At 66.6% G+C, this 12,733-nt stretch carries 10 protein-coding genes; 9 read left to right on the forward strand and 1 reads right to left on the reverse strand.

Going from position 1 to position 12,733, the window contains the following annotated elements; all coding sequences use genetic code 11:
- Window positions 1-1,700: 1,700 nt before the first annotated feature.
- Window positions 1,701-3,965 carry an ATP-binding protein gene (locus tag D0B54_RS06620; RefSeq protein WP_117290367.1) on the reverse strand — a complete coding sequence of 755 codons (2,265 nt, stop codon included), beginning with the start codon at window positions 3,963-3,965 and terminating at the stop codon, window positions 1,701-1,703.
- A gap of 30 nt (window positions 3,966-3,995) precedes the next feature.
- On the opposite strand from D0B54_RS06620, the gene cysM reads away from it, so the two are divergent.
- The 9 genes from cysM (at window position 3,996) to D0B54_RS06665 (ending at window position 12,501) form a co-directional block, all read left to right on the forward strand.
- Window positions 3,996-4,886, forward strand: coding sequence for a cysteine synthase CysM (cysM, locus tag D0B54_RS06625; protein WP_117290369.1), 891 nt, complete (start codon window positions 3,996-3,998; stop codon window positions 4,884-4,886).
- 92 nt (window positions 4,887-4,978) lie between these two features.
- Complete coding sequence (locus D0B54_RS06630) at window positions 4,979-5,761, forward strand: 3'-5' exonuclease (RefSeq protein WP_205527291.1); 783 nt, start codon at window positions 4,979-4,981, stop codon at window positions 5,759-5,761.
- A 2-nt stretch (window positions 5,762-5,763) separates the two neighbouring features.
- Window positions 5,764-7,086 carry a 23S rRNA (uracil(1939)-C(5))-methyltransferase RlmD gene (gene rlmD / locus D0B54_RS06635; protein WP_117290371.1) on the forward strand — a complete coding sequence of 441 codons (1,323 nt, stop codon included), beginning with the start codon at window positions 5,764-5,766 and terminating at the stop codon, window positions 7,084-7,086.
- A gap of 10 nt (window positions 7,087-7,096) precedes the next feature.
- Window positions 7,097-7,582 (forward strand): CYTH domain-containing protein, encoded by a 486-nt coding sequence (locus tag D0B54_RS06640; RefSeq protein WP_117290373.1) that lies wholly within the window; start codon window positions 7,097-7,099, stop codon window positions 7,580-7,582.
- Window positions 7,566-8,042 (forward strand): L,D-transpeptidase, encoded by a 477-nt coding sequence (locus tag D0B54_RS06645; protein WP_117290375.1) that lies wholly within the window; start codon window positions 7,566-7,568, stop codon window positions 8,040-8,042. The genes D0B54_RS06640 and D0B54_RS06645 overlap by 17 nt, the downstream gene beginning before the upstream one ends.
- Window positions 8,026-9,006, forward strand: coding sequence for a beta-N-acetylhexosaminidase (gene nagZ, locus D0B54_RS06650; protein ID WP_240433564.1), 981 nt, complete (start codon window positions 8,026-8,028; stop codon window positions 9,004-9,006). The genes D0B54_RS06645 and nagZ overlap by 17 nt, the downstream gene beginning before the upstream one ends.
- On the forward strand, window positions 9,003-9,557 hold the full coding sequence (locus D0B54_RS06655) for a hypoxanthine-guanine phosphoribosyltransferase (RefSeq protein ID WP_117290379.1): 555 nt from the start codon (window positions 9,003-9,005) through the stop codon (window positions 9,555-9,557). Before nagZ ends, D0B54_RS06655 begins: the two co-directional genes overlap by 4 nt.
- Window positions 9,558-10,298 (forward strand): S-methyl-5'-thioinosine phosphorylase, encoded by a 741-nt coding sequence (locus D0B54_RS06660; RefSeq protein ID WP_117290381.1) that lies wholly within the window; start codon window positions 9,558-9,560, stop codon window positions 10,296-10,298.
- 91 nt (window positions 10,299-10,389) lie between these two features.
- A complete protein-coding gene (locus D0B54_RS06665; protein WP_117290383.1) occupies window positions 10,390-12,501 on the forward strand; it encodes a bifunctional diguanylate cyclase/phosphodiesterase in 2,112 nt (703 codons plus the stop codon).
- The last annotated feature ends 232 nt before the right edge of the window (window positions 12,502-12,733 follow it).

Consider the following 12,733-nt stretch of genomic DNA (forward strand, 5'->3'; position numbering starts at 1 on the left):
GTGTCCGGAACGATTTGGCGCTGGTTGCTATTTATATACTTTCTAGTAGGGACCGGATGCGCGTTGTATTCGGTATCCTCTCGAGATGTGAGGGGTGGAATTCTATTTTGTGCGTTTCTTTTTCTTTTGGTGCCGCTAATCATCCTCAAAACCGGGGCGGCTGGCCTTGGACGGGAGATCATTCGCCATTCTGAGAGGCCAGGTTTGTTTTGGACGGCCTTTTTTTTGTATTCGATCTTTGCAATTTTCTTCTTTTTTTTGGCGTTCAGTTAGGCCGTAGAAGCTCTAACTCGTGCTCGATATAAGGAGAAAAGGGGCCGGACCTGGGCCGGTTCACCCCTCTTTTCTTGCATACGTGCTGAGCCCAACCGTAGTTTGGACGCAGTCCAGGGTGCCATCGGCTCACGGCAACCCCGGATTGCACCTGGGCTACTCCGATTTTTTCGTCCATTAAGCACGGATGCAACTAACATGCAGTTAAGCAATCGAAAATGGATTCTTCGTTTGACAATGACTGAGACCCTCGCCTGCCTTGTAATCCAGGTCTGGATTTACTGGGAAGCTCGTGGTGGCTGGGTAATTTCGCCTCGCATTTCGGCTTCAATAATAGTTGCCGTGATGTGCAATTTTTCTATCTCAATGCTTCTGGTGGCGGAATGTACCAACACTATAAAGCAGAGCCGATCTCGAGCTGGCCTTGTTCAGGGAGATTTCAAATATTTGAAGGGGAGTTTGAAATGGTGTTCATTGCCCATTGCGGCGATATCAGTTCTATCAATTGCTGCATGCTTGATAGCGTCTCCTGATTCTCAGGATAGGAGGCCAATTCCCAACACCCCAGAGTATTCAGCGGGTATAGCCTTGATGGCCGTTTTTTTCTGTGCCCTTGCGCTACCTGTACTTTCATCAGCAATAAGAATGCCCGGAACCTATAAAGAAGCTTTGGGGATGGCCGCGCCGTTGCCATAGCTAAGCGCTGAGTTCGAGGAGAAACTAATTGGGAGGCAGACTGATGGAGTGCACCCCTAGCACTGAGACATAGAAAATAGGGACCTGGGCCAGTTCAATCTGGGGTGCTCCGCAGAAAAAGCGGAACTCCGTTAGGAATTCCCGGCAAAGCCAACGATAATGTTCCGCAGGGACCTCGCGTCCGAAATTCAGCCCGGCTCCGTGCCGGGCTTTTTCGTTGCCGCGCCCGATTTTCTTTCCACGCCACGCTGAGGAGAGGGGAAACGCGAAGATATTCACCCCGCAAAAATACGGAACTCCGTTAGGGAAACCCGCTCGCGGCAAATTAAAATAGTCCCACGAGCTGCGAGAGGCCTCTCTCCTCCAGGCGCTGCGCATGGCGCCACACCAGACGACCTGGGCTGACCGAGTAGGGCTCTACTGACGCATCCGCGAATAGGTCGCGGAATCGTCTGGCTTCTTTAACAAGCTGGCTTCACTGCCCGTCGGGCCGCAGAAAGCGCGGCGCGGCAGCTTTATTTCTTTCTTTGATCAGCCCAACCGTAGCCTGGACGCAGCCCAGGGCGCCATCGGCTCGCGGCACAACCCCGGATTGCATCCGGGCTACTCCGCTGCCGGTGCGCCATCCATGGCGAGACTTCAGTTCGCCCAGCGGCCCCCGGCCCGGCCATCCATGGCCGGGCGGCGATCGTCGCAGGCAATGCCATTTAGGCATTGCCAAAGCGCGACGATCACCCCCGCGTCGCCACGCTCTTCCGCGCAATCGCCGTCAAGGTTTCCGCCACCGCCGTACGCACCGCATGCAGCTGCTCGGCAATGCGCGGATCGCCCGCGATGGACGGGACTCGCTTGAGGCTGTGTTCCAGCGCGGCGGTGCTCTGGCGCAGGCTGGTGAGGTGGTAGAAGGCGGCGGTGCCGTGCAGGGTGTGGGCGGATTCCCGCGCCAGGTCGAGGTCGTCGTCGGCGAAGGCGCTTTCCAGGGCGGCGAACTGGTGCGGCAGTTCCTCGCGCAGCAGCGCCAGCAGGTCCGGGTCCTCGGTCAGCATGGTGGAGACCGGGGCGGTGGTGGCGGTGGTGGCGGGGACCAGGGCGCGCAGCAGCTGGCGTTCGTCGAAGGGCTTGAGCAGGATTTCGTCGGCGCCGGCCTCGAGGAAGTCACGGCGTTCGTGTGGTTCCAGGTAGGCGCTGATCGCCAGGATGCGGCTGCGCGCGCCGGCCTTGCCCTCGGCCTCCAGCTTGCGCACTTCGCGGGCGCAGGTGGGGCCGTCCATTTCCGGCATGTGCGCGTCCAGCAGCAGGAAGTCGCCGGGGCTGCGGCGCCACAGGTTCAGGGCTTCGCGGCCGTCGTTGGCTTCCACCACTTCCAGGCCCAGGCCGGCGCAGAGCGCGGCGATGTAGCGGCGGTTGACCGGGTTGTTGTCGGCCACCAGGGCCAGGCGGTCGACCAGCGGGCGCTCGTCCTTTTCCTCGGGCGGCGAGATCAGGCGCAGCAGTTCGGTCTGCAGCGGGCGGCGGCCGATGGACTTGGCGTGGCAGGCACCGGCGCCGGCCTCGCGCAGGGTCTGGTGCACGTCCAGCGAGGCCGAGGCCACCAGGATCAGCAGGGGCGGGCGGTGCTGGCGGCACAGGCCGCAGAGTTCCAGCACCGGCTGGTCGTCGGCCTCGATCTCCTTGAGCCCGACGATGGCCACGTCCGGCATGCGGGTGGAGTGCAGCAGGGCTTCGTTGAGCCGCTCCACCGAGTCGAAGGCACGCACCTGCATGCCCCAGAACTCCAGCCAGTGGGTCAGCGCCAGGCGCGCGATCGGGTGTGCCTCGTGCAGCCAGGCCGACTTTTCCTGCAGCGGCTGCGGCGCCGGCTTTTCGGCGGTGCCGTGGAAGGGCAGTACGGCGCTGAAGATCGAGCCCTTGCCCAGGGTGCTCTCGAGTTCCACGCGGCCGCCCATCAGCTCGGCCAGGCGCCGGGTGATCGACAGGCCCAGGCCGCTGCCGCCGCGCTGGCTGCGGCCGACCTGGTGGAAGGGCTGGAACAGGCGGCGCTGCTGCTCGGGGGCGATACCGACGCCGGTGTCGGAGATGGCGAAGCGCAGCCACAGGCGCTCGCCTTCTTCTTTCTCGCGCATCACGCGCAGCACCACCTCGCCGTTCTCGGTGAACTTGATGGCGTTGGAGATCAGGTTGGTGAGGATCTGCCGCAGGCGCGGGCCGTCGCCCACCAGCTTCTGCGGCACGTCGTGGTAGACGATCTGCACCAGTTCCAGCACCTTTTCATAGGCCAGCGGCGCCAGCAGGGCGGTGGTGTCCTCCACCGTGTCCTGCAGGTCGAAGTTTTCCTCGTTGAGGCGCAGGTGGCCGGCCTCGATGCGGCTCCAGTCGAGCAGGTCGTTGATCATCGACAGCAGCGAGCGGGCCGACTTGTCCAGGGTATTGAGCTGCTGGCGCTGCTCCTCGTTGAGGCCGGAACGGCGCAAAAGGTCGGCGTAGCCCAGGATCGCGGTCAGCGGGGTGCGCAGCTCGTGCGACAGGTTGGAGAACAGTTCGGACTGGGCGCGGGCCGAATCCTGGCTGTCGGCCAGGGAGCGGCGCAGCAGCTCTCCCTTTTCATGGACCCGCTGCAGGTCCTGTCGCAGGCGGGTGGTGGCCTGGCCGACCTGCTGGTCGAGCTGGTCGCGGTATTGGGCCAGCAGGCGGCCGGTCTGGTTGATCTGGATGCTCAGTTCGCCGGACAGGCCCGGCAGGTCGGCGGCGGCACGGGTTTCCACCCGGCCGGTGGCCAGCTGCCGCAGCACCTCCAGCTGGCCGCGCTGGGCCAGGCCCAGCTTGCGGTTGGCGATGGCCGCCAGCCCCAGGCCCAGGCCGCCCAGGCCCAGCCACAGGCCGATGGCCACCGGGGATTCCCGGATCAGCAGGAAACCGGCGCCCCAGACCAGGCCCCCGGGGATCAGGAGCCAGGGCCAGCCGTGGACGCGCTGCTGCCAGAGGCTTTTGAGCCTCATCCAGTGAACCCAACGGTTAGAATAGGCACCATGAACTTTCCCTCGCTCGCCGATTTTATCGGCAATACCCCGCTTGCCCAGCTCCGGCGCATGCCCGGTACCGGCAACAATACCTTGCTGGTGAAGCTGGAGGGCAACAACCCGGCCGGCTCGGTCAAGGACCGCCCGGCGTATTCCATGATCCGGCGCGCCGAGGAGCGCGGCGAGATCAGGCCCGGCGACACCCTGATCGAGGCCACCTCCGGCAATACCGGCATCGCCCTGGCGATGGCCGCCGCCGTGAAGGGCTACCGCATGGTGCTGATCATGCCGGAGCACCTGTCGGTGGAGCGCCGCGCGGTGATGAAGGCCTTCGGCGCCGAGCTGGTGCTGGTGACCCAGCAGCAGGGCATGGAAGGGGCCCGCGACCTGGCGCTGGAGATGCAGGCGGCCGGCAAGGGCAAGGTGCTGGACCAGTTCGGCAACCCGGACAATCCGCGCGCCCACTACGAGGGCACCGCCCCGGAAATCTGGCAGGCTACGGATGGGCGCATCACGCACTTCGTGTCGTCGATGGGCACCACCGGCACGATCATGGGCTGCTCGCGCTTCTTCAAGGAGAAGAACCCGGCGATCCAGGTGATCGGCGTGCAGCCGGATGGCGAAAGCTCCATCCCCGGCATCCGCAAGTGGCCCGAGGCCTACCTGCCGACGATCTTCGACAGCAGGCGCGTCGACCGCGTGATCGAGGTCAGCGCCGCCGATGCCGAGAACACCATGCGCGAGATGGGCCGCATCGAGGGCCTGTTCTGCGGCCCCAGCAGCGGCGGCGCCCTGTGGGCGGCGCTGCAGCTCTGCCGCGAGGTGGAGAACGCGGTGATCGTCAGCATCGTCTGCGACCGCGGCGACCGCTACATCTCCACCGGCGTCTTTCCGTCTTGAAAGCAAAAGGCAGTCCGCAAATGAACGCAAATGAACGCGAATTCCGCTGCGTGTCGATTTGCGTTGATTCGCGTTCATTTGCGGACTGAATCATGTCCATCCAGACAACCCTGGTCTTCGACATCGAGACCGTCCCCGATCTCGAGGGCGGCCGCCGCATCCATGACCTGCAGGGCATGAACGACGGCGAGGTCGCGGCTGCGATGCGCTCGCTGCGCATGGCCGCCAAGGGCAATGACTTCCAGCCCGCGCACCTGCAGCGCATCGTCGCGATCTCGGTGTCGCTGCGCCAGGGCGACAGTTTCCGCTGCTGGTCCCTCGGTGAGGAATCCAGCGACGAGGCCGAACTGGTGCGACGCTTCTTCGACGGCATCGAGAAGTATCGCCCGGTGATCGTGTCCTGGAACGGCGGCGGTTTCGACCTGCCGGTGCTGCATTACCGCGCCTTGATCAACGGCGTGCAGGCGCCGCGCTACTGGGACACCGGGCACTTCGACCGCGAGGCGAAGTGGGACAACTACCTGGGCCGCTACCAGTTCCGCCACACCGACCTGATGGACGTGCTGGCGATGTATACCGGCCGCCAGAACGCGCCGCTGCACGAGATCGCCCTGCTGCTGGGCCTGCCGGGCAAGCTGGGCCTGGACGGCTCGATGGTGTTCGACGCCTTCCAGGCCGGCAAGCTGGCCGAAATCCGTGCCTACTGCGAGACCGACGTGCTCAATACCTGGCTGGTCTACCTGCGCTTCCAGTTCATGCGCGGCCTGCTCGACACGGCAGGGCTGGCGCAGGAGATCGAGCGGGTGAAGGAATTCCTGCGCGCCAGCACGGCGCCGCACTGGCAAGAATTCCTCGAAGCCTGGAACAAGGGCTGATCATGGCCGCTCATCGCAAGAAACCACTGCCCGCCGGCGAGTTCGCCGCCGAGATCGTCGACCTGGACCACAACGGCCGCGGCTTCGCGCGCGTCGATGGCAAGGCCACCTTCATCGCCGACGCGCTGCCCGGCGAGCTGGTGCAGTTCCGCTACACCGCCACCTCGCGCGATGCCGACGAAGGCCAGGTGACGCGCGTCGACCGCGCCTCGCCGGACCGCGTCGAGCCGGGCTGCGCGCATTTCGGCACCTGCGGCGGCTGCGCCATGCAGCACCTCGCCGCGGACCGCCAGATCGAGTTCAAGCAGAAGCAGCTGCTCGACGGCCTGGAGCGCATCGGCAAGCTGACGCCGGAAACCGTGGTGCCGCCGATGCTCGGCCCGGTCTGGGGTTACCGCCGCCGTGCGCGCCTGGGCGCCAAGCGCCTGCCGACCAAGGGTGGCGTGCGCGTGGGCTTCCGCGAGCGCAACAGCGATTTCATGTCGATGCTGGAATCCTGCGCCGTGCTGGATCCGCGCGTGGGACTGAAACTGCGCGACATCGGTCGCCTGTTCGACACGCTGACGATCGCGCCGAGCATCCCGCAGATCGAGCTGGCCTGCGGCGAGCACGTGGCGCTGGTGATGCGTGTGCTGCAGCCGCCGACCGAGCAGGACCGCGAGAAGATCGCCGCCTTCGGCGCTGCCGAGGGCTTCGAGATCTACCTGCAGCCCGGCGGCCTGGACAGCATCGTGCCGCTGAACGAGCCGGCCCGGCCGCTGGAATACTCGCCGGACGGCTCCGACCTGCGCCTGCGCTTCGAGCCCTCCGATTTCATCCAGGTCAACGGCGGTGTCAGCCAGAAGGTGGTACGCCAGGCCATCGAATGGCTGGACATCAAGCCCGGCGAGCGCGTGCTGGAGCTGTTCTGCGGCCTGGGCAATTTCTCCTTGCCGCTGGCCCGCGCCGGTGCCCGGGTGATCGCGGCCGAGGGCGAGATCGGCCTGGTGCGGCGTGCCCGCGAGAACGCCGAGCGCAACGGTATCACCGACATCCGTTTCGAGAAGGCCGACCTCTTCAAGACCGATGCCAACGTCGACTGGCTGCAGCAGCCTTTCGACAAGGTGCTGCTGGATCCGCCGCGCGCCGGTGCCCGCGAAATCCTGCCGGCGGTGGCGAAGCGCAAACCCTCGCACATCCTCTATGTCTCCTGCCACCCGGGCACGCTGGCGCGCGACGCCGGCACCCTGGTCCACGAATACGGCTATCGCCTGACGCGGGTCGGCGTGATGGACATGTTCCCGCATACCACCCATGTCGAAAGCATGGCCTTGTTCGAGCGCTGAGAGCGAAGCCATGCCGATCGAAATCGAACGCAAGTTCCTGGTGGTGAGCGATGCCTGGCGCGGCCAGGTGAGCCGTTCGCTGCCGATGCGCCAGGGCTACCTGGCGGGCGAGGGCGGCAAGACCTCGGTGCGCGTGCGCCTGGAAGGCGAGAACGCGAAGCTCAACATCAAGGCCGCCGTGGTCGGTGCCGCGCGCGCCGAATACGAGTACGACATTCCGCCGGCCCATGCCCGCGAGATGCTCGACACGCTCTGCGTCGGCCGGCTGGAAAAGACCCGGCACTACATCGAGATCGACGGCCTGACCTGGGAAGTCGACGAGTTCATCAACGACAACGCCGGCCTGGTGGTGGCGGAGATCGAACTGGACAGCGCCGACCAGCCCTTCGGCAAGCCCGCCTGGCTGGGCCGCGAGCTGACCGAGGACCGGCGCTACTACAATCACCATCTCGCCCTGCACCCCTGGCAGACCTGGCCCGATGAAGATCGACATTGACCTGACGCGCCAGCGCCTGCGGCTGCTCGACGGCGGGCAGGTCCTGCGCGAGTACCCGGTCTCCACCGGCGCCAACGGCCCCGGCGAGATCCAGGGCAGCGGCTGCACGCCGCGCGGCCGCCACCGCGTGCGCGCCAAGATCGGCGCGGGCAAGCCGGCCAACGCGGTGTTCGTGGCGCGCCGCCATACCGGCGAGCTCTGGACGCCCGAGGCGCACCAGCGCCAGCCGCGGCGCGACTGGATGCTGACCCGCATCCTGTGGCTGTCGGGCACCGAGCGCGGCCGCAACCGCCTGGGCTGCGTCGATACCTTCCGCCGCTACATATACCTGCATGGCACGCCGCCCCTCACCGAACTGGGCAGGCCCGGTTCGCATGGCTGCGTGCGCATGCGCAATGAAGATGTCATTGAATTGTTCGATCTTGTTCCCGCAGGTACAGACGTTGAAATCCACGAGTAAGAAATCCGCCCTCATCGGCCCGCTGATGCTCGACGTTCCCGGCCAGGAACTCACCGCCGAGGATCGCGAGGTGCTGTCGCACCCGCTGGTCGGCGGCGTGATCCTGTTCACGCGCAACTACCGCGACCCCGAGCAGCTCAAGGCACTCTGCGACGACATCCTCGCGGTGAAGACGCCGCGCCTGCTGCTGGCGGTGGACCACGAGGGCGGGCGTGTGCAGCGCTTCCGCGTCGGCTTCTCGCGCATCCCGGCCATGGGCGCCATCGGCAAGCTGTTCACCGAGGATGCCGAGCGCGCCTGCACGGATGCACGCGAGCAGGGCCTGACCATTGCCCGCGAGATATCGTCCTACGGCATCGACCTGTGCTTCGCGCCGGTGCTGGACCGCGACTGCGGCGTCAGCACGATCATCGGCGACCGCGCCTTCGCACAGGACACCGACACCATCGTGCGGCTCGCCAGCGCCTTCCGCAGCGGCCTCAAGGAACTGGGCCTGTCCGCCACCGGCAAGCACTTCCCGGGGCATGGCGCGGTGGCGGCCGACTCGCACCTGGAGCTGCCGATCGACCGCCGCAGCGAGGAAGAAATCCGCGCCACCGACCTGGTGCCGTTCAAGCGCCTGATCGACGAGGGCGTGGAGTCGCTGATGATGGCGCACATCCGCTATCCGTCGGTGGACCAGAAGCCGGCCTCGCTGTCGGCCAAGTGGATCAAGACCATCCTGCGTGACGAACTCGGCTTCGAGGGCGCGCTGTTCTGCGACGACCTGTCGATGAACGGCGCCGCCGTGATCGGCAACATGGAGGAGCGCGCACGCCTGGCGCTGGATGCCGGCTGCGACATGCTGCCGGTGTGCAACGACCGCCCCACGGCCGTGGCCCTGCTGGAAGCGCTGAAGGACATCAAGCCCTCCAAGGCCGGCAGCGACCGCCTGAAGAAGCTTTACCGCAAGGTCCCGGCATGAACGCCGCCGCCGATCACGCCAACCAGGTGCTGGCGGAAGCCGACTGCCTGCACGACGCGAGTACCGTGCGGCGGGCCTACGACCGCCTGGCCGAGCGCATCCGCGAGGAGTACATCGGCCGCAACCCGCTGATCCTCTGCGTGATGGTCGGCGGCCTGCACGCCACCTCCGAAATCACCCAGCGCCTCGATTTCGCCTTCGAGATCGATTACCTGCACGCCACCCGCTATCGCGGCGCCACCGCCGGCGGCGGCCTGCTGTGGAAGCGCCAGCCCGATCGCGAGCTGAAGGGCAGGGACGTGCTGGTGATCGACGACATCCTCGACGAGGGCCATACCCTGGTGGCGATCCGCAAGGCGCTGTCGGAATTCCAGCCGGCCAGTCTCAAGGTGGCGGTGCTGGCGGAGAAGATCCACGACCGCCGCGCACCCGAGGCCTACGCCGAGTTCATCGGCCTGCAGCTGGTGGACCGCTACGTCTTCGGCTGCGGCATGGACTACAAGGAATACTGGCGGCAGTTGCCGGCCATTTATGCAGTTAAAGGCATGTAAATGACCAAGATCGCAGTCATCGGCGGCACCGGCATGAACCAGTGGCCGGGCCTGGAGATCGGGCGCCGCATCGAGCTCTCCACGCCTTACGGCGCGCCCAGCGCGCCGCTGCTGGAAGGCCGTGTCTACGGTACCCAGGCGATCTTCCTGGCGCGGCACGGCGAGGGCCACAAGCTGCCGCCGCACGCGATCAACTACCGCGCCAACATCTGGGCGCTGCGCGAGGCCGGGGTGCAGAGCGTCCTCGCCATTGCCGCGGTGGGCGCCATCGCGCCCTGGTTCGAGCCCGGAGCGGTGGCGGTGCCGCAGGATATCGTCGATTACACCTGGGGCCGCGAACATACCTATTTCGATGGCCGCGAGGGCTCCGGGCTGGAGCATGTCGAGTTCACCCAGCCCTATTCGGAGCGCCTGCGCCAGGCCCTGTCGGAGGCCGCCGGCCGTGCCGGCGTCACCGTGGGTGCCGGCATCCATGGCGTGACCCAGGGGCCGCGCCTGGAGTCGGTTGCCGAAATCCGCCGCATGCAGCGCGACGGCTGCGACATGGTCGGCATGACCGGCATGCCGGAGGCCGCACTGGCGCGCGAGCTGAAGCTGGACTACGCCTGCCTCGCCGTGTCGGTGAACTGGGCTGCGGGCGTGATGGGCCTGGGCGATATCCATGCCGAAATCCACCAGTCGATCGAGACCGGCATGAGCCGGGTGCGCGCGATCCTGGGCGAGACGCTGCCGCAGCTCTGAAACAGGCATCGGGGGACCCCCTGATCCGGTGACACGGCGGCGACGCGGCTGAGCTATTCTCCGGTGATCAGGAGGTTTTTCGTCCCGCTCCATGTCTGCCGATAGCCGCAACCCTGCTGCCTCCCGTACTGCCGGTTCCGCCGACCGCGAGCCGGCATGGTCACGCGACGCGGCCGGATACTCCGAGCGGCTCGGCACGTTCTTCCTGTCCGCCTTTCGCCTGTCGGCCCTGCCGATGGCGTTGCTGGATACCGATCGCCGCATCCTCCGCGTCAACGATGCCATGCTGGCCCTGCTGGGCGTGCCGGAACGCCTGCCGCAGGGGCGCAAGCTGGAAGAGCTGTTCGACGCCACCGACCGCGAGCCGATCCTGGCCGCCGCCAAGCTGCAGCTGGATTCGCGCGTCGAGGTGGACGTGCGCCTGCAGCTGGGCTCGCTGACGCGCCCGCATCGCCTGTTCCTGAGCCGTCCCGTCCCCGACGCCGGTTGCCTGGTTGCCGAGCTGCACGAGCGGCGCGGCGAGTCGGCGCTCACCGCCGGCGGCGCCGGCCAGGCCGGCTACGGCGCGATGGGCCTGTCGCTGATGCGCGAGGGCGTGATCGAGACCGACGAGCACGGCCTGGTGGTCGGCATGAACGACCGCGCCGAGGAACTCACCGGCTGGAGCCGTGCCCGCGCATTGGGCCAGTCGCATGAACGCGTATTGCGCCTGCTGTCGCCCGCCGGCGCTCCGCCGCGCAACCCGCTGCGCCTCTGTCTGCAGGGCGGCGCGGCGCGCATCTCCTCGGAACACCAGTCGCTGAGCCGCGATGGCCGTCACCTCAACCTGCGCTGCTCGGCCGGTGCGCTGCTGCGCCCCGACGGCGGCATCAGCGGCGCGGTGGTGGTGTTCGAGGACTACACGCGCATGAACCTGCTGTCGGAGGAGCTGGCCTACCGCAGCTCGCACGACCCGGTCACCGGCCTGCTCAACCGCGACGAGTTCGAGCGACGCGTCAACCTGGCGCTGAACCGCTCGCGCCGCCACGGCGTGGAGCACCTGCTGGGCTACATCGACCTGGACCAGTTCAAGGTGGTCAACGACGTCCACGGCCACTTCGCCGGCGACGAGATGCTGCGCCAGATTGCCGCGGTGTTCCGCGCCTCGCTGCGGCCGGAGGATGCGCTGGCGCGCCTGGGCGGGGACGAGTTCGGCGTGCTGCTGGAGGATACCGGCCTGGGTGAGGGCATGCCGCTGCTCGAAGGCATGCTCGAAGCCGCGCGCGGCAACCGCTTCGTCTGGGAAGGGCAGAGCTTCAGCACCACCGCCAGCATGGGCGCGGTGACGATCAATGCCCGCACGCCGGACAGCTCGCGCGTGATGTCGCTGGCCGACGCCGCCTGCTATGCCGCCAAGGACAGCGGCCGCAACCGCGTGCGCCTGGCCGAGGACGACGACGAGGCGGCGCGCCGCTACAACCAGATGAGCATGGTCAGCCGCATCAACCGCGCGCTGGACGAAAATCAGTTCAGCCTCTATTACGAGGATGTGGTGCGTGCCGACGCTCCGGGCGAAGTGGTCTATCGCGAACTGCTGCTGCGCATCCGCGGCCCCGGCGGCGAGATGCAGCCGCCGGCGGAGTTCATCGCCGCCGCCGAGCGCTACTACATGATGAGCGCGCTGGACCGCTGGGTGGTGAACACGGCCCTGGACGGCATCGCCGGGCGCAAGGACGGCATCATCTACGCCATCAACATCTCCGGCCTGTCGCTGGGCGATCCCCGCTTCCTCGATTTCGTCGTCGAGCGCCTCCGCGAGTCCGGCGTGTCGCCGCTGCAGGTCTGCTTCGAGATCACCGAGACCGCCGCGATCACGCATCTGAGCGAGGCGCGCGCCTTCATCGAACGCCTGTCGGAAACCGGCTGCCGCTTCGCGCTGGACGACTTCGGCTCCGGCATGGCCTCGTTCTCCTACCTGCGCAACCTGCCGGTGCACTACATCAAGATCGACGGCAGCTTCGTGCGCTCGATGCAGGCCAACCGCCTGGACCGCGGCATGGTCGAGGCGATCAACCGCATCGGCCACGACATGGGCCTCATCACCATCGCCGAGCATGTCGAGGACAACAGCCTGGTCGAGGCACTGCGCGGCATCGGCGTCGACTGGGTGCAGGGCCACGCGATCTCGGTGGCGCGGCCCTTCGACGAGTTGCTCGCCTCCTAGGGCCTGTCATCAATTCCCTGGTCGCTGCGACGGAGGCCGCCTGGGTGCAGGGCTATGCCCCGGGGCGCGCCGTGTACTCGAAGTACATCAGCGACTCGGGGCGACGCCCTGCGCCCAGGCGGCCCCGCCCTTCGGGTGCCCCCGTCTTTGCCGCCATGCCGTGTTGCTCGTCAGTCTCTTATTCCCGATAAGCGACCTCCTCGCGCCTTGCCTGGCGGCAAATACGGGGGCA

This window comes from Solimonas sp. K1W22B-7, assembly GCF_003428335.1.
Classification (GTDB): Bacteria; Pseudomonadota; Gammaproteobacteria; order Nevskiales; family Nevskiaceae; genus Solimonas_A.

What these genes read in the sequence shown, in the direction of transcription:
- D0B54_RS06645 (WP_117290375.1), top strand. Translation starts at nt 7,566, where the DNA reads ATGAAGATCGACATTGACCTGACGCGCCAGCGCCTGCGGCTGCTCGAC.
- D0B54_RS06630 (WP_205527291.1), top strand. Translation starts at nt 4,979, where the DNA reads ATGTCCATCCAGACAACCCTGGTCTTCGACATCGAGACCGTCCCCGAT.
- D0B54_RS06665 (WP_117290383.1), top strand. Translation starts at nt 10,390, where the DNA reads ATGTCTGCCGATAGCCGCAACCCTGCTGCCTCCCGTACTGCCGGTTCC.
- cysM (WP_117290369.1), top strand. Translation starts at nt 3,996, where the DNA reads ATGAACTTTCCCTCGCTCGCCGATTTTATCGGCAATACCCCGCTTGCC.
- D0B54_RS06660 (WP_117290381.1), top strand. Translation starts at nt 9,558, where the DNA reads ATGACCAAGATCGCAGTCATCGGCGGCACCGGCATGAACCAGTGGCCG.
- rlmD (WP_117290371.1), top strand. Translation starts at nt 5,764, where the DNA reads ATGGCCGCTCATCGCAAGAAACCACTGCCCGCCGGCGAGTTCGCCGCC.
- D0B54_RS06655 (WP_117290379.1), top strand. Translation starts at nt 9,003, where the DNA reads ATGAACGCCGCCGCCGATCACGCCAACCAGGTGCTGGCGGAAGCCGAC.
- D0B54_RS06640 (WP_117290373.1), top strand. Translation starts at nt 7,097, where the DNA reads ATGCCGATCGAAATCGAACGCAAGTTCCTGGTGGTGAGCGATGCCTGG.
- D0B54_RS06620 (WP_117290367.1), bottom strand. Translation starts at nt 3,965, where the DNA reads ATGAGGCTCAAAAGCCTCTGGCAGCAGCGCGTCCACGGCTGGCCCTGG.